Raw genomic sequence first — 15,302 nt, forward strand, 5'->3', positions numbered from 1 at the left:
CCTGGCACGCGGGGCCCCTTCCGGCTGTTGCTCCCGCGCTCAGTTCCAGGTGCGGCTGCGCAGGGGCATCCCCGAGTCCCCCGACTCGGGGGCCCGGACGGCGAGGACCTGGTTGACGCCGATGCGGTTGCGTTCGAAGGCGACGGCGCAGGCGGCCATGTACAGCCGCCAGACCCGGGCCCGGCCGGGGCCGCTGAGCCGTACGGCGCGCTGCCAGTCGTCGTCCAGGCGGGCGACCCACCGGCGCAGGGTGAGCGCGTAGTGCTCGCGGAGGGACTCCACGTCCCGGACCTCGAAGCCGGCCCGTTCGAGCTGGGTGACGGTGGTGCCGAGCGGGGCCAGTTCGCCGTCGGGGAAGACGTAGGCGTCGATGAACCCGTCGAGTTCGTAGGCGGACTCGTCGCGCTCGGGCCGACGGGCGATCTGGTGGTTGAGCAGCAGCCCGCCGGGCTTGAGCAGGTCGTACAGGCCGCTCGCGTACTCCAGGTACTTCTCGGCGCCCACGTGCTCGGCCATGCCGATGGAGGAGATCGCGTCGTACGGCCCGTCGGTGACGTCCCGGTAGTCCTGCACCCGGATCTCGATCCGGTCGGTGAGGCCGGCGTCGGCGACGCGCTTGCGGGCGTAGGCCGCCTGCTCCTGGGAGAGGGTGATCCCGACGACCCGCACCCCGTGCTCGCGGGCCGCGTGCACGGCCATGGATCCCCAGCCGCAGCCGACGTCGAGCAGCCGCTGATCCGGCTTCAGGGCGAGCTTGCGGCAGACGAGTTCGAGCTTGTCGTGCTGGGCCTGTTCGAGGGTGGCGCCGGGGGCCGGCCAGTAGGCGCAGGAGTACACCATGGACGGGCCGAGGACGATCTCGTAGAAGTCGTTGCCGACGTCGTAGTGGTGGCTGATGGCCCGTCGGTCGGTGTGGCGGGTGTGGTGGTGACGGGTGCGGCGCACCTCCTCGCGGGGCGGGGCGGGCGGCAGCGGGAGTCCGGCCATCCTCAGCAGCCCCAGGGCGGCCGCGCGGAACTGGGGGTCGCGCAGGGCCTGGGCGAGACCGCGGGCGTCGTCGCCGCGCTCCCAGACGAGCCCCGAGAGCAGGTCGAGCGCGTGGTACAGATCGCCCTCGATCCCCAGGTCCCCGGCGACCCAGGCACGGGCGAGCCCGAGCTCTCCGGGCTTGAAGAGGAGTCGGCGCAGGGCTCTTCGGTTGCGTACGACCAGGGTGGGCGCGTCGGGCGGACCCGCCTGCGAACCGTCCCAGGCGCGGACGCGCACGGGGAGCGGTACTCCCAGCAGCTGTTCGACGAGGGCGTGGAGCCGCGGCGCGGCGTCGGTCATGAAGCACACCTCCGTGACGGTGATCCCGGACTGTCCTGATTCCACGTAAACACCTGGTGTGCCCGGAAGCAGTCCCCCACGCACGTCACGGCTGGGCAAACTCCCCCGATGCGCCACCGGCCTCACCGGGCTGGTGCGGTTCGCGCGGGTGTGGGACGGCGAGCCGTGTCCCGTCGCGGACCCGGCCGCCACGGCGACCCGGCTGGACGAGGACACCCAGACCGCGTACGACGCGCTGACGCCGGCCGGCGCCGAGCTGGACCCGCAGCGGTCGGCCGGCCTGCTGGCGTACAACGACAGCTGCTCCCACCGGGGCCTGAGCCACTGGGCCGACCGGTTCGACGACGCGCCGCCGCTGGTGCCGGGCGTGGTGAACGTGTCGGCCGAGTGGGTGCTGAAGGGGGTCTCCGACGAGGAGGCCGCGGTGGCGTTGCGGCGGGCCCGTGCGGAGCTGGTCCGGCAGGGCTGGAGGGTGACCGAGTACGAGAACGCTGCCCCGAACCGGACGCTCCGGGTGACGCCGGACGGCTCCGGCGGGGTATCGGTCTCTCTCCGGGTGGACGCGTTCGACGGCGACCGGCTGCTGGTCGGCGCGTACGCCGAGTGGGCCCGCTACCCCGACGGCACCCCGCTCGACGGCCGGGACCGCCCGCGGCTGCCGGAGCCACTGGCACCGGCACAGCTGCGGAAGTGGCTCCGGGAAGGCCGAAGGGGCCGCCCGCACCACGGATGGCGGGCGGCCCCTTCGGCCTGTACTGCTGTACTGCTGTGACCGGCTGTGCCGGGCTGTCAGCCGGAGGTCAGGAGGCCTTGGCCTTCTCGTTCTCCTGCTTGGCGGCGGCCGGGGCCGGGGCGGGCTTGGCGGCCTCGTAGAACTCCTCGCGGGGGTTCTCCATCGCACCGAGGGAGACGACCTCGCGCTTGAGGAACATGCCGAGGGTCCAGTCGGCGAAGACGCGGATCTTGCGGTTCCAGGTCGGCATCGCCAGACCGTGGTAGCCACGGTGCATGTACCAGGCGAGACGGCCCTTGAGCTTGATCTTCATCTTGCCCATGACGATCATCGCGACGCCCTTGTGGAGGCCGAGACCGGCCACCGCGCCCTTGTTGGAGTGCGCGTACTCCTTCTGCGGGAAGCCCCGCATGCCGGAGACCACGTTGTCGCCGAGGACCCTGGCCTGGCGCAGCGCGTGCTGGGCGTTCGGCGGGCACCAGGCGTTCTCGACACCGGCCTTGCGGGCGGCGACGTCGGGGACCTGGGCGTTGTCGCCGGCGGCCCAGATGTAGTCGGTGCCCTGGACCTGGAGGGTCGGGGCGGTGTCGACGTGACCGCGGGGGCCGAGCGGGAGGCCGTAGCGGGCCAGGACCGGGTTCGGCTTGACACCGGCGGTCCACACGATCGTGTTGGAGTCGACCTCGAGGCCGTTCTTCAGCACGACGTGGCCGTCGACGCAGGAGTCCATGGAGGTGGAGAGGTAGATCTCCACGCCACGGGCCTCGAGGTGCTCCTTGCCGTACTGGCCGAGCTTGGGGCCGACCTCGGGCAGGATCTTGTCGGCGGCGTCGACGAGGATGAACCGCATGTCCTCGCGGGACACCGTCTTGTAGTACTTGGCCGCGTCGCGGGCCATGTCCTCGACCTCACCGATGGTCTCCGCGCCGGCGAAGCCGCCGCCGATGAAGACGAAGGTGAGCGCCTTGCGGCGGATCTCCTCGTCGGTGGTGGAGTCGGCCTTGTCGAGCTGTTCGAGGACGTGGTTGCGCAGGCCGATGGCCTCCTCGACGCCCTTCATGCCGATGCCCTGCTCGGCGAGGCCGGGGATCGGGAAGGTGCGGGAGACCGCGCCGAGCGCGATCACCAGGTAGTCGAAGGGCAGCTCGTACGCCTCGCCGACCAGCGGGGCGATCGTGGCGACCTTGCGGTCCTGATCGATGGTGGTGACCCGGCCGGTGAGGACCTCCGCCTTGGGCAGCACGCGTCGCAGCGGGACGACGACATGGCGCGGGGAGATGTTGCCGGCGGCGGTTTCGGGGAGGAAGGGCTGGTAGGTCATGTACGACCGGGGGTCGACGACCGTGACGGTCGCCTCGCCGTAGCGCATCTTCTTGAGGATGCGCCGAGCTGCGTACAGGCCTACGTACCCACCGCCTACTACGAGGATCCTGGGACGCTCCGTGGTGCTCATGGCATCGAGTATCCACCCGCCTCAGGGGGGTCGCTCGTGCGCCCCTTCACAAGCTTGTGGAGGGTGTGTGCTATCCTCCGCGATCCGCGTGATCCACATCATGGCGCGGAGGGGGAACCAGCGCGTGGGGCGGGGCGTTGTCAATGCCGCGTGAGCTGCCTCTCCGGGTGTCGGGGGGTGGGGTGAGGGGTCGGAAACACACCCTCGGACGGCCTCCTCGAAACGTCCGTGCGCGCCTCTTTTGAACATGTTCACACGGGCGTTGTCCCCCCGGAAGGGTCAACCGGCCCTCATGGGGCCCCCACCAGGGCCGAAATCCTTGTGAAGAACTTCACGAACTTTTCCGACGGGGTGTCGTGGAGAACCGTTTCGGGCCACCACGGGCACCCCGCCGGGACGCTCATACGTCATTCGGGCTGCTCAGCAGAGTGCTCCTGGGGGGTTCCCAGTGCCTCCGCCACCGACCACGCGATGCCGTCGAGGATGTCGTGCTCGCTCACCACGACCTCCCGCGCGCCGATCCGTTCCATGATCGACAGCAGTACGAGGGCGCCCGCCGCGATCACGTCCACCCGGCCCGGGTGCATCGAACCGATCGCCGCACGCTCGGCGTGGGTGGAGCGCAGCAGCCACTCGGTGATCTCGCGGACCCGCTCCTGGGAGACCCGCGAGTGGTGGATGGCCACCGAGTCGTACGCGGGCAGCTCCTGCGCGATCGCCGAGACCGTCGTCACGGAGCCCGCGAGGCCCACCAGCGTGTGTGCCTCGCGCAGCGGGACCGTCTCCTCGGCGAGGTCCAGGGCCGCCTCGATGTCGGCCCGCATCGCCGCGATCTGCCCGGCGGTCGGCGGGTCGGTGACCTCGCCGTCCACGACCAGGTGGCGCTCGGTCATCCGCACACAGCCGACGTTCACCGAGCGGGCCGCCCGTACGTGCTCCTCGCCGACCACGAACTCCGTGGAGCCGCCGCCGATGTCCACCACCAGATGGGGCCGGGTCAGGTCCGCGCGGCCCGTGAGCTCCTTCGTGGCCCCCGTGAAGGAGAACTCGGCCTCCTGGTCGCCGGTGATGACCTCGGGCTCGACGCCCAGGATGTCCAGCACGCCCCGCACGAAGTCGTCGCGGTTCTCGGCGTCCCGGGAGGCGGAGGTGGCGACGAACCGCAGCCGCTCCGCGCCCAGCTCCTTGATCACCGCCGCGTACTCCCGGCACGCGGCGAAGGTCCGCTCCAGCGCCTCGGGCGCCAGCCGGCCGGTCCGGTCGACGCCCTGCCCGAGACGAACGATCGTCATACGGCGGTCCAGATCGACCAGTTCACCGGTCTGCGGGTCGCAGTCGGCGACGAGGAGGCGGATGGAGTTCGTACCGCAGTCGACGGCGGCGACGCGGATCACCGGGCGTCTCCGTCCACCGGCTTGAAGGCGAAGTGGCCGGCGCCGTCCTCGGAGCTCTCCACCTGCCACCCCTCGCCGGACGGCGGCCCGGGAAGCGTCACGCACGCCCCCTTGGCCCACCACTGCGGCAGCATCGCGAGCGCCTCGTCGCCGAGCGGGTTCACGCCCGGGCCCGCCGCCAGGGAGTGCGCCACGAGGACGTGCAGGCACTTCACCCGGTCCGGCATACCGCCCGCGCTCGGGAAGCCCTTCAGCTCCTCGATCTCGTCCCGGCGCCGGACGTAGTCCTCGTGCGCGGCGCGGTAGGCGGCCGCGAGCTCCGGGTCGCTCTGGAGCCGCTCCGTCATCTCCTTCATCACGCCGTTCGCCTCGAGCGTGCCGATCGCGGAGTTCGCCTTGGGGCACGTCAGGTAGTACAGCGTCGGGAAGGGGGTGCCGTCGGGCAGCCGGGGCGCCGTCTCGACGACGTCCGGCTGACCGCACGGGCAGCGGTGCGCGATCGCGCGCAGTCCGCGCGGCGGGCGGCCGAGCTGCTGCTTGAAGGCCTCGACGTCGGCGTCGGTGGGCTCGGTGCGCGGGGTGGTCGGCGGGGGCGTTTCCATGCTTCGGGGACTGTCTCTCTGTCGGTTCACTGGTCGGAGGCGTCGGACTTGTCGACCCCGTCCCAGACGTTCGAGTACCAGGGGCGGTCGGCCGCCCCGAGATCGGCGCGGGCCTTCTTGACCGCGTCCGGGTCGATCACGATGAAGCCGGTCTCCCCCGGCATCACGTAGTGCAGCCGCTCCCGGATCTGCTGCTCGGCGTACGCGTCGTCCTGCCAGCGTGCCTTGAGATCGCGCAGTTGTTCCACCCGCCGGGTGGCCTCGGCCTTCTCCCGCTCCAGATCGGCGATGTCCGCGCGCTGCGAGACGTACTGCCGCATCGGGTAGGCGAGGGCCACGATCAGGGTGCACAGGACCAGCGCGAGCAGTGCGGCGCGGCCGGTCAGACGGGAGCGGCGGGCCTGGCGCTTGGTCTGGGAGCGGTAGACGCGGGCCGCGGTCTGCTCGCCGAGCACCCGCAGTCTCGTCGCGGTGGAGAAACGGTCCCGGTCCCTCGCGGCCATCGGCTTCGCGCCTCCCCTTTCACACGCGCGTACGTCCCCGCACACGGTACGGGACCGAGTACGGGGACGTACGTACGACTGGCTGTCGCTTGACCCGGGCGGGGTCAGCCCTTGGTCACCCCGCCACGGAACCGCGGGAAGGCCGAGCGGCCGGCGTACACCGCGGCGTCGTCGAGGATCTCCTCGATGCGCAGCAGCTGGTTGTACTTGGCGACGCGCTCGGAGCGGGCCGGGGCGCCGGTCTTGATCTGGCCGCAGTTGGTGGCGACGGCCAGGTCGGCGATGGTGACGTCCTCGGTCTCGCCGGAGCGGTGGGACATCATGCACTTGAAGCCGTTGCGCTGGGCCAGCTCGACGGCGTCCAGGGTCTCGGTGAGCGAACCGATCTGGTTCACCTTGACGAGCAGGGCGTTGGCCGTGCCCTCCTCGATGCCGCGGGCGAGACGCTCGGGGTTGGTGACGAACAGGTCGTCGCCGACCAGCTGCACCTTGTCGCCGATGCGGTCGGTGATGACCTTCCAGCCGGCCCAGTCGTCCTCGAACAGCGGGTCCTCGATGGAGACGAGCGGGTAGGCCGCGACGAGCTCCTCGTAGTACTCCGTCATCTCGGCGGCGGAGCGGTCCTTGCCCTCGAAGAGGTACTTGCCGTCCTTGTAGAACTCGGAGGCGGCGACGTCGAGGGCGAGGGCGATCTGCTCGCCGGGGATGTAACCGGCTTCCTTGATGGCCTCGAGGATGAGGTCGAGGGCCTCGCGGTTGGAGCCGAGGTTCGGGGCGAAGCCGCCCTCGTCGCCGAGGCCGGTGGACAGACCCTTGGACTTCAGGACCTTCTTGAGGGTGTGGTAGACCTCGGTGCCCCAGCGCAGGGCCTCGGAGAAGGACTCCGCGCCGATCGGCGCGATCATGAACTCCTGGATGTCCACGTTGGAGTCGGCGTGCGAGCCGCCGTTCAGGATGTTCATCATCGGCACCGGCAGCAGGTGCGCGTTGGGGCCGCCCAGGTAGCGGAAGAGCGGCAGGTCGCTGGCCTCGGAGGCGGCGTGGGCGACGGCGAGGGAGACGCCGAGGATGGCGTTGGCGCCGAGGGAGCCCTTGTTGTCGGTGGCGTCCAGGTCGAACATGGCCTGGTCGATCAGGCGCTGCTCGGTGGCGTCGTAGCCGACGAGCTCCGGGCCGATCTGCTCGATGACGGCGAGGACGGCCTTCTCGACACCCTTGCCGTGGTAGCGGTTGGGGTCGCCGTCACGGAGCTCGATGGCCTCGAAGGCACCGGTGGAGGCGCCGGACGGAACGGCGGCACGACCCGTGCTGCCGTCGTCGAGGCCGACCTCGACCTCGACCGTGGGGTTGCCTCGGGAGTCCAGGATTTCCCGGGCTACGACGACGTCGATGGACGGCACGAGCATCTCCTTCTTGGGATGTGACGCTGGTTGTGCGGGGCACAGGGGCCTTGTCGGCCTTTGGTGGGCCTTGCGCCTAGAGCCTATCCGCCCCGGGGCCGTCGGCAGCCGACCGACCGCCCCGTGGACAAACTGACCGTACACATTGTTCCCCATCGGAACAAAGAAGGGGTGGCGCGGAGGCGAACACCTGGGCAAAGAAAACCCCGCTCCGGTGCGTACGGGGGAACGCGCACCGGAGCGGGGAGCCCGTGGGGACGGGGGGTGACCCTCACGAGGTCTTCAGTGTGCGGGGCCTTCATGTGAGCGGCCTGTGGCCCCGCTGCGCAGCGGATGTCACTTCAGGTGCAGCTGCTGACCCGGGTAGATGAGGTTCGCGTCCTCGACGATGTCCTTGTTGAGCTGGAACAGCTTCTGCCAGCCGCCCTTGACCTTGTGCTTCTCGGCGATCGAGCTGAGGGAGTCGCCCTTGACGACCTTGTACTCGCCGTCGCCCTTCTTGACCTTCTTGCCGGTCGGGGTGGTGACCGTCCTGGAGGCGGCCGGGCGCTCGGCGGAGCGGGAGGCGGTCTGCTGCTCGGTGGAGCGGGTGGCGGTGGAGCCGTTCGAGCTGCTGGAGCTGCTGGAGCCCGAAGAGGAGGAGCCGGTGCTGCCGGTGCTGGAGCCGCCGCCGTACGGCGTGCTGGACAGGCCGGTGCCGCAGACCGGCCAGGCACCCTTGCCCTGGCCCGCGAGGACCTTCTCGGCGATGGTGATCTGCTGGTCCTTGCTGGCCAGGTCGGCGCGCGCGGCGTAGGCGGTGCCGCCGTACGCGGCCCAGGTGGAGGCCGAGAACTGCAGGCCGCCGTAGTAGCCGTTGCCGGTGTTGATCGACCAGTTGCCGCCCGACTCGCACTGGGCGACCGCGTCCCACTCGGAGGCGGTGGCGGCGGAGGCGTTGCCGGCCGCCATCAGCGGGGCGGCGATGGCGACACCGGTGACGCCCGCGAGAGCGGCGACCCGGGTGGCCTTGGACGGACGACGGTGCTTGCCCTTGCCGGAAAACAGCATGGTTCATCCCCTCACCGACGCCTGCGAGGTGAGCTGTCGGGTTCGGGCCGGTTGAGTTGCCCGGCCACGCACCTCACGGTGCGCGGCTTCACCCCGAGCCGGTTCCGGCGGTCAACCGCCGGGCCCGGCACTTACCTTGGGTCCCCCGCTCCTGCCTACGGCGCTTGACGCGACGACTGTTCCCGGGCCGCCACTGGCAGGATTCGGCGTTGCGGCGGCCGGGGCCCGGATTGCCGAGCGGTCCTGACCGTAGACACCCGATCCGGGGAATATCAAAGACGATCACGACTTCTGAGACTCATCCCACACTTTCACCAAACCGGACAATCGGCGCGAAGTGGGGCGTGAACTCCCGGTGTTTTTAGGGGCGTTCCGACCCTATTGAACCACTGTGTCGAGGATCTGACCGGGCATGATGTCGCTCGGGTCGGCGCCGATACGGTCCTCGTTCTCGGCGTAAAGGGCGCGCCATCCGCCCTCGACGCCAAGGGAGTCGGCGATGGAGGCGAGGGTGTCGCCTTCGCGGACCGTGTAGGTGGAGGCGGCGTGGCGGCCGGCGGTGGCGGTCGAGGCGCCGCCCGCGGCGCCTTCGTCGGCCGTGGCGCCGCGATGCCGGCCGGAGCCGAGGGAGCCGGTGTCGACCAGGCTCCAAGTTCCCGCGTCCTGGACCGTATTGTCCGAGTCGTCCGCCTCGGGGGCGGCCGCGGCCGAGCCGTCGGACCCCTGCGCGTCATCCTGGGACTTACCCGAAGTGTCGGACTTGCCGGAGTCGTTCGCCTCGGAGGAGGAAGCGGATGAAGGGGACTCGGAGGCCGAAGCGGACGGATCGGTCGAAGGGGTGGACGCACCGTCGCCGGAGTCGCCGGAGTCACCGGACCCGTCGGAGTCGCCGGAGTCGGACGACCCCTTGGACAGGTCGGACAATCCGGAGGACACGGACGAGTCGGACTCGTCGTCCGCCACTCCGGTGTCCACACCCTCCGCCGCGCCGTTCAGCTGGGTGAGCCCGGACGTCAGCCCACAGGTGCCCCAGGCACCGACGCCCTCCTTGGCGAGAAGCTGCTGGGCCACCGCTATCTGCTGGTTGCGGCTGGCCAGATCGGGGCGGGTGGCGTAGTCGAGGCCGCCGTACGTCTCCCAGTCCTCCTGGGAGAGGCTCAGGCCGCCGTACTCGCCGCCACCCTTGTTGGCGCTCCAGGACCCGTCGGTCTCGCACTGCGCCACCTTGTCCCACACCGTGCCGTCGGCCGCGCTCGCGCCGCCGGCGGCGAGAAGCGGGATGGCGATGGCGGAGCCGGTCACTCCGGCCGCGACGAGGAGGGCCGGAGCCTGACGGGGGCGACGGTGCCGACCGTTCCCGGAGAGCATGCGAGGGCCTTTCTCTGGACAGCAGTGACCGGCGCGACGGACGACGTGAGCGCACATGAGTTCGCCGCGCTGACGACCGAACGTATCGGCAGACGATCACTTGTCACAAGTTAATGCCGCGCAGATCACGTGAAGATCACAGACTTGAGGGTCGGTCACCTTTACTCCATCGGACGGTCACACTGCGGCTGACCTCAGGTCAGCTCTCCGTGCGCCACCGGTCGGCCACGCACCGCAGTGAACTCCACGGGCAGGGTGCGCAGTCCGCGCATGATGAGCCCGCCGCGCCATCGCAAGTCGGCCGGATCCGCTCCGAGTCGGAGGTCGGGGAGCCGGGTGAGGAGGGTGGCGAGGGCCGTCTGGCCCTCCAGCCGGGCGAGGGGGGCGCCGAGGCAGTAGTGGATGCCGTGGCCGTACCCGAGGTGCTGGTTGTCGCGGCGGGAGAGGTCGAGGGTGTCGGGGCCGGCGAAGCGGGCGGGGTCGCGGTCGGCGGCGGCGAGGACCACGAGGACGGGGTCGCCGGGGGCGATGTCCTGCCCGCCGAGGGTGAGGGGTTCGGTGGCGAAGCGCCAGGTGGCCAGTTCGACCGGGCCGTCGTAGCGCAGGAGTTCCTCGACGCCGGTCTCCAGGAGGGTGCGCTCGCCCTTCGCCAGGGACCGCTGGAGCCGGTCCCGCTCCTCGGGGTGGGTGAGGAGGGCGTAGGTGCCGTTGCCGATGAGGTTGACCGTTGTCTCGAAGCCGGCGAACAGCAGGATGAAGGCCATCGCGGCGGCCTCGTTCTCGGTGAGGTGCTCGCCGTGGTCGGAGGCGCGGATGAGACCGGAGATGAGGTCCTCGCCGGGCTCCGGCCGCTCGGGGAGGTCCGCGCGCTTGCGGTGGATGAGGTCCAGCAGATAGCCGCGCATCTTCTTCACGGACCGCGCGACACCGCCCCGGGGCCCGCCGCCGTGACGGATCATCATGCCCGCCCAGTCCCGGAAGTCGTCCTGGTCCTCGCGGGGCACGCCGAGGAGGTCGCAGATCGCGTAAATAGGGAGCGGGAAGGCGAAGTCATGGATCAGATCGGCCTCGCCCTCGCCGGCGAACCGGTCGATGAGGTCGTCGGTCAGCTCCTGCACCCGGGGGGCGAACTCGGCGACCCGGCGCGGGGTGAACGCCTTGCTGACGAGCCGCCGCAGCCGGGTGTGGTCGGGCGGGTCGATGTTCAGCAGATGCGTCATCAGCTCGGCCTTGCGCTCCCCCGGGATGCCGGTCTTGCCCTTGGCGTGCTCGGGCTCGTCGTGATGCGCGGGGTTCTTGGAGAGCCGCTGGTCGGCGAGGGCCTGCTTCGCGTCGGCGTACCGGGTGACCAGCCAGGCCTCCACCCCGCTGGGCAGCCGGGTCCGGTGCACGGGGGCGTGCTCGCGCAGCCAGGCGTAGGCCGGGTAGGGGTCGGTGGCGAACTCCCAGGTGAAGAGCTCGGGGGCGGGTGGGGTGGTGATCGGGGGGTGGGGCTGGCTGGTCACTGCTTCCCGTTTCTCGAGCGGCGTGCTGTTCTCGAGCGGCCGGCTGTTTCTCGATGGGCTGGCTGTTCCTCGGGTGCGCGCGTTTCTACTTCTCGCGCTCGCGGATCGCGTCCCGGTAGACACGGGCCGCCGCGCGCAGCGCCGCCTCCGGGTCGATGCCCTCCGCCTCCGCCCGGGCGGCGAGGGTGAGCAGTTCGTAGCCGATGCCCTCGGCGGCGGGGAGGGGGACGTCGAGGCCGGCCGAGCGGACCCTCGACGACAGTTTCGCGGCCAGGGCGAGGCCGGGCTGGTGGAGCGGGATGCCGTCCGTGACGGACTCCCGCTGCTTCTCCACCGCCTTCGTGCGCAGCCAGTGCGCCTTGACCTCCTCCGGGGTGGTGGCCGTGGCGTCGCCGAAGACATGCGGGTGGCGGTGGATGAGCTTGGTGACGATGGTGGCGGCCACGTCGTCGATGGAGAAGGGGGCGTCCTCGTCCTCCTCGGCGATCCGGGCGTGGAAGACGACCTGGAGGAGGACGTCGCCCAGTTCCTCGCGGAGCTCCTCGCGGTCGCCGTCCTCGATGGCCTCGACGAGTTCGTACGCCTCCTCGATGCCGTACTTGGCGAGGCCCTTGTGGGTCTGCCGGGAGGACCAGGGGCACTCGCGGCGGATGCGGTCCATGACCTGGATCAGGTCGAGGAGGCGGGCGCCGGGGAGGTCGTAGGAGGCGGGGAGCAGTTCCAGTTCGGGCATCGCGACCCGGCCGGAGCCGGCCAGCCGGGCCAGTCCGTCCGTCAGGGCCGGTTCACCCTCGCCGGTCGCGACCACCACGACCGTGTGTCCGCCCGCGCAGGCGGTGAGCAGGTCCTCCGCGGCCGGGGAGGACTCCTCCACCCGTATCCCCGCCTCGCGCAGATACGGCAGCTGCGGGTGGGCGCCGTCGGCGCACAGCACCCGGTCCGCCTCGCGCAGGGCCTGCCAGGCGGGCCAGGACAGCAGACCGGGGGCGACCCGGTGGCTGGTGGTCAGCAGGACGACTCGGCCCGTCGGGGAGCCGGTGGGTGCGGTCACATCGTTCACACCCCGAACGTAACCCACACCCGCCGGCCGCTCCGCTCCGTTGTCCACAGGCAGGGCGGCCGGTCACACCGTCATACCGTCACACCTTCATGCGCCCTGTGGTCAGGTCGGCTGTGTGCCCGCCGCCGTGACCTCGCGGACCCACGGCGTCTTCGCGTCCACGCGGCTGACCTTCTTCGCGTCCCAGCTTCCGTAGCGCGGGTTGACGTCGACGCCGAGTTCCTTCGACGTCACCGACAGCACGCTCCAGAACGCGGCGTCGCCGGTGGTCGTGCCGAGCTGCGTGGCGAGCTTCTGGGCCTCCAGCTGGAGGCGGAGGTTGTCGTCGAGGCGCTCGGGCGCGACGCCGTACTGCTGGAGCCAGGAGGTCTCCAGGCCCTGCGCGCCGCCCGCCTGCTGTTCCAGGCCGGCCCGTACCTGCTGGACCTCGCGGCGGCTGACGGTGATGCCCGCGTCCTCGGCCGCCCGGTCCAGCACCTTGTCCAGGACCATGCCGTGCAGGGTGTCCCGGGTGAGGGTGCTGGTCTGGGCGAGGACCTGGGCGTACTGCGCCTGGTCGGGGACGGCCGCCCGCTGGGCCGCGCGCACCTCGTCGACCCGGCTCTCGAGCTGCGCGACGGTGATCCGTTGACCGCCGACGACGGCCGCCGCGCCGGGATGCGCGTCGTTCCCGCAGGCGGTGAGGAGGGGGGCCGCCATGATCGCGGCGGACAGCAGGAACGCGGTGCGACGACGACGGCGGTGCAAGGGAACCTCCCGGTCGGAGATTGTGCGACGGTGCACAAAGTCTTGCGGTGATCGATGGTAGGCAGTGGGGCGCCTGGGGCCAACCCATTCGACCAACGATTCACCAGGACTTCGGGCACCGCCGCGCTCGGACACCGCCCGCTCGTCGGTGCGAGGGGTCAGCCCCCAGCCCCCGTGCGGCTCGGCGGTCAGCCGACGAGGGCGACCGGGGCGTCCCAGGCGTCGCGGTCCACGGTGATGGTGTAGCCGCCGCGGGTCTCCTTGCTGTTGACCAGGTACTGGTGGCCGCGGCTGTGCCCGGTGAACTGCGTGGCGCCCCACGGCCAGTCGGTGGTCGTGGTGTTCTTCTTGTCCCACAGCGCGTACCACAGGTTGCCCGGCAGGTCCGTCTTGTCGGTCGCGTTGGCGATCGCCTTGGCGCTGGAGCTGCTGAAGCCGTAGTAGCCGGCGCGGTAGGTCTTGGCGCGCAGGGTCTTGCTGAAGGAGCGGACGTACGCGAGGACGGCGTCGTTGCACGACTTGTCCGTGATGTCGTACGCCTCCATGTCGAGGTAGATCGGGCTGCCGGTCTTCATGCCGAGCGCGGAGGCCTTGGCGACGGCGTCCGCCGCGTCGGTGGCGCCCAGGGAGGTGGCCGTGGCGGCGGTGATCTTCTCGGGGCTGGAGCCGGTCTGGCAGGGCGGCTGGGCGCCGACGTAGAGCGGGATGAGCTTCCAGCCGACGGCGTTGACCGACTTGACCCAGGAGGCGGTGAGGTTGGGCTGGTTGCAGCCTCGGTTCTTGCCACCGACGTAGACGGCGGCGGCCCCGTAGAAGCCGTCGGTCTTCCAGGCCTTCATCGCGGACAGGGAGGGCGCGGTGCAGGCGTCGAAGGCACGGCCCGTGTAGGTCTTCTGCGCGGGCCAGGTGGTCGCCGCCATGGACTGCTGGGCGGCGATCCCGGCACCGGCGACGACGGCCGCCCCGGCCACGCCCCACGTGATGTACCTGCGCTTCCTGGACTGCCGGTGCTCGGCCATCCCCACCCCACCCGTTCTGTCGATGTCGTGCATGCACCTACGCATGCGTGTGCGAAACGGATCGCACCGTAACGTGCGTCGATCCCGTGATCGGGAAACACAGGTTCCCCATAGCCACAAGATTCGCTCATGTCACAGTAAAGAAAGCGGAGGGACCGGAACCAGCGGCCATGACCTACCCTTTCCCCCAAATGACCTGGGGGCGGGATGAACATGGTGACGACGACGCGCGCGGAGAAGCGGCTCGAGGCCGGCTGGTTCCAGCGGCTGGCCTGGGCCGCCCTGGGATGGTTCTCGCTGGGCTTCCTGGTGTGGGTGCCCTTCCTCTATGTGGCGCTGCGCCGCGGCCGCCCCTCCGACTGGGGCGCCTGCGCCTCGTTCGTGCTGTACGAGTGCGTGACGCTGCCGTGGGCGGCGAACTCCAACGACGACGACGGTGACGCCTTCCTCGGCGTCGCCTTCGTGGTGACCCTGCTGGTGGCGACCGCGCTGCTGCTCTTCTGGCTGTTCGACAAGAAGACCCCGAGGACACCCCCCATGCCGGTGTACGGGCAGCCGCCCTATCAGCAGGGTTATCCGTACGGGCGCTAGGACCCGTACGGGCGTCAGCCCGCGTGGAAGCGTTCCGGCGCCTTCGTGGGGTTGCCGCCCGTCGGGAGCTTCTGGTCGGGGCAGGAGGTGAGGACCCTCCGCATCGCGGACTTCTCCGCCGCCGTGACCCACAGCCCGTACTTCTTCTTCACGGCCACCTGCGCCGCGACATAGGTGCACCGGTAGGCCTTGTTGGGCGGCAGCCAGGTCGCGGTGTCCCCGTCCCCCTTGGAACGGTTGGTGCTGGCGTCGACGGCCAGGAGGTTGAGCGGGTCGTTGGCGAGCGCTGTCCGCTTGCTCGCGTCCCAGTACTTCGCCCCCGTCTGCCAGGCGTCGGACAGGGCGACGACATGGTCGATGTCGACCTTGCTCGCGCCGCGCCGGTAGGTCACGTCCTTGCCGGAGTACGGGTCCGACTCCAGCACGCCGTACGACACCTTGCAGTCCCCGCCGGTGAACCTCACCTCCTTCAGATCGCGCTTGAGTATGTCGTCGCGTGTTATCTGCAGCTCTTTCATCGATGCGATGCACATGAGGCACAGCCGTAA

The 15,302-nt window shown here is 70.6% G+C and carries 14 protein-coding genes, 1 pseudogene and 1 riboswitch; of the genes and pseudogenes, 2 read left to right on the forward strand and 13 right to left on the reverse strand.

Annotation, left to right across the window (positions count from 1 at the left end):
* Positions 1 to 39: 39 nt before the first annotated feature.
* On the reverse strand, positions 40 to 1,329 hold the full coding sequence (locus AQJ64_RS30840; RefSeq protein WP_055631711.1) for a class I SAM-dependent methyltransferase: 1,290 nt from the start codon (positions 1,327 to 1,329) through the stop codon (positions 40 to 42).
* A gap of 58 nt (positions 1,330 to 1,387) precedes the next feature.
* On the opposite strand from AQJ64_RS30840, the gene AQJ64_RS30845 reads away from it, so the two are divergent.
* On the forward strand, positions 1,388 to 2,101 hold the full coding sequence (locus AQJ64_RS30845) for a hypothetical protein (RefSeq protein ID WP_157880811.1): 714 nt from the start codon (positions 1,388 to 1,390) through the stop codon (positions 2,099 to 2,101).
* Positions 2,102 to 2,129: 28 nt separating this feature from the next.
* On the opposite strand, the gene AQJ64_RS30850 is transcribed toward AQJ64_RS30845, so the two are convergent.
* From AQJ64_RS30850 to AQJ64_RS30900, 11 genes are all read right to left on the reverse strand, one after another.
* A complete protein-coding gene (locus AQJ64_RS30850; RefSeq protein WP_055631705.1) occupies positions 2,130 to 3,515 on the reverse strand; it encodes an NAD(P)/FAD-dependent oxidoreductase in 1,386 nt (461 codons plus the stop codon).
* A 407-nt stretch (positions 3,516 to 3,922) separates the two neighbouring features.
* Positions 3,923 to 4,909 carry a Ppx/GppA phosphatase family protein gene (locus tag AQJ64_RS30855; RefSeq protein WP_055631706.1) on the reverse strand — a complete coding sequence of 329 codons (987 nt, stop codon included), beginning with the start codon at positions 4,907 to 4,909 and terminating at the stop codon, positions 3,923 to 3,925.
* A complete protein-coding gene (locus AQJ64_RS30860) occupies positions 4,906 to 5,511 on the reverse strand; it encodes a DUF501 domain-containing protein (protein WP_055631707.1) in 606 nt (201 codons plus the stop codon). The genes AQJ64_RS30855 and AQJ64_RS30860 overlap by 4 nt, the downstream gene beginning before the upstream one ends.
* Positions 5,512 to 5,537: 26 nt before the next feature.
* Entirely contained in the window at positions 5,538 to 6,014 is a 477-nt protein-coding gene (locus AQJ64_RS30865) for an FtsB family cell division protein (protein ID WP_055631708.1), read from the reverse strand.
* Between the two features lie 104 nt (positions 6,015 to 6,118).
* Positions 6,119 to 7,420, reverse strand: coding sequence for a phosphopyruvate hydratase (eno, locus tag AQJ64_RS30870; RefSeq protein WP_055631709.1), 1,302 nt, complete (start codon positions 7,418 to 7,420; stop codon positions 6,119 to 6,121).
* A 330-nt stretch (positions 7,421 to 7,750) separates the two neighbouring features.
* Positions 7,751 to 8,464, reverse strand: coding sequence for a LysM peptidoglycan-binding domain-containing protein (locus AQJ64_RS30875; protein WP_059203187.1), 714 nt, complete (start codon positions 8,462 to 8,464; stop codon positions 7,751 to 7,753).
* Positions 8,465 to 8,467: 3 nt separating this feature from the next.
* A riboswitch (cyclic di-AMP (ydaO/yuaA leader) is annotated at positions 8,468 to 8,637 on the reverse strand.
* 205 nt (positions 8,638 to 8,842) lie between these two features.
* Positions 8,843 to 9,832: a LysM peptidoglycan-binding domain-containing protein gene (locus tag AQJ64_RS30880; RefSeq protein WP_059203188.1), complete on the reverse strand. Its 990-nt coding sequence runs from the start codon at positions 9,830 to 9,832 to the stop codon at positions 8,843 to 8,845.
* 194 nt (positions 9,833 to 10,026) lie between these two features.
* Positions 10,027 to 11,337: a cytochrome P450 family protein gene (locus AQJ64_RS30885; protein WP_059203189.1), complete on the reverse strand. Its 1,311-nt coding sequence runs from the start codon at positions 11,335 to 11,337 to the stop codon at positions 10,027 to 10,029.
* A gap of 85 nt (positions 11,338 to 11,422) precedes the next feature.
* Positions 11,423 to 12,397, reverse strand: coding sequence for a nucleoside triphosphate pyrophosphohydrolase (locus AQJ64_RS30890; RefSeq protein ID WP_055636086.1), 975 nt, complete (start codon positions 12,395 to 12,397; stop codon positions 11,423 to 11,425).
* Positions 12,398 to 12,499: 102 nt separating this feature from the next.
* On the reverse strand, positions 12,500 to 13,096 hold the full coding sequence (locus tag AQJ64_RS30895; RefSeq protein WP_055636087.1) for a SurA N-terminal domain-containing protein: 597 nt from the start codon (positions 13,094 to 13,096) through the stop codon (positions 12,500 to 12,502).
* Positions 13,097 to 13,332: 236 nt separating this feature from the next.
* The gene (locus tag AQJ64_RS30900; protein WP_055636085.1) at positions 13,333 to 14,163 is read right to left on the reverse strand and encodes a glycoside hydrolase domain-containing protein; all 831 of its coding nucleotides are present in this window, start codon (positions 14,161 to 14,163) and stop codon (positions 13,333 to 13,335) included.
* 213 nt (positions 14,164 to 14,376) lie between these two features.
* Between AQJ64_RS30900 and AQJ64_RS30905 the strand changes: the two genes are divergently transcribed.
* Positions 14,377 to 14,754, forward strand: coding sequence for a hypothetical protein (locus tag AQJ64_RS30905; protein WP_244902697.1), 378 nt, complete (start codon positions 14,377 to 14,379; stop codon positions 14,752 to 14,754).
* A gap of 14 nt (positions 14,755 to 14,768) precedes the next feature.
* Here the strand turns inward: AQJ64_RS30905 and AQJ64_RS30910 are convergent.
* Positions 14,769 to 15,254 (reverse strand): annotated as a pseudogene (locus tag AQJ64_RS30910) (HNH endonuclease family protein); the annotation flags it as partial.
* Positions 15,255 to 15,302: the final 48 nt, after the last annotated feature.

Origin of the sequence: Streptomyces griseoruber (assembly GCF_001514205.1) — a bacterium.
GTDB classification, from domain to species: Bacteria; Actinomycetota; Actinomycetes; order Streptomycetales; family Streptomycetaceae; genus Streptomyces; species Streptomyces griseoruber.

What these genes read in the sequence shown, in the direction of transcription:
- AQJ64_RS30840 (WP_055631711.1), bottom strand. Translation starts at nt 1,329, where the DNA reads ATGACCGACGCCGCGCCGCGGCTCCACGCCCTCGTCGAACAGCTGCTG.
- AQJ64_RS30850 (WP_055631705.1), bottom strand. Translation starts at nt 3,515, where the DNA reads ATGAGCACCACGGAGCGTCCCAGGATCCTCGTAGTAGGCGGTGGGTAC.
- AQJ64_RS30860 (WP_055631707.1), bottom strand. Translation starts at nt 5,511, where the DNA reads ATGGAAACGCCCCCGCCGACCACCCCGCGCACCGAGCCCACCGACGCC.
- AQJ64_RS30865 (WP_055631708.1), bottom strand. Translation starts at nt 6,014, where the DNA reads ATGGCCGCGAGGGACCGGGACCGTTTCTCCACCGCGACGAGACTGCGG.
- eno (WP_055631709.1), bottom strand. Translation starts at nt 7,420, where the DNA reads ATGCTCGTGCCGTCCATCGACGTCGTCGTAGCCCGGGAAATCCTGGAC.
- AQJ64_RS30875 (WP_059203187.1), bottom strand. Translation starts at nt 8,464, where the DNA reads ATGCTGTTTTCCGGCAAGGGCAAGCACCGTCGTCCGTCCAAGGCCACC.
- AQJ64_RS30880 (WP_059203188.1), bottom strand. Translation starts at nt 9,832, where the DNA reads ATGCTCTCCGGGAACGGTCGGCACCGTCGCCCCCGTCAGGCTCCGGCC.
- AQJ64_RS30895 (WP_055636087.1), bottom strand. Translation starts at nt 13,096, where the DNA reads ATGGCGGCCCCCCTCCTCACCGCCTGCGGGAACGACGCGCATCCCGGC.
- AQJ64_RS30900 (WP_055636085.1), bottom strand. Translation starts at nt 14,163, where the DNA reads ATGGCCGAGCACCGGCAGTCCAGGAAGCGCAGGTACATCACGTGGGGC.
- AQJ64_RS30905 (WP_244902697.1), top strand. Translation starts at nt 14,377, where the DNA reads ATGGTGACGACGACGCGCGCGGAGAAGCGGCTCGAGGCCGGCTGGTTC.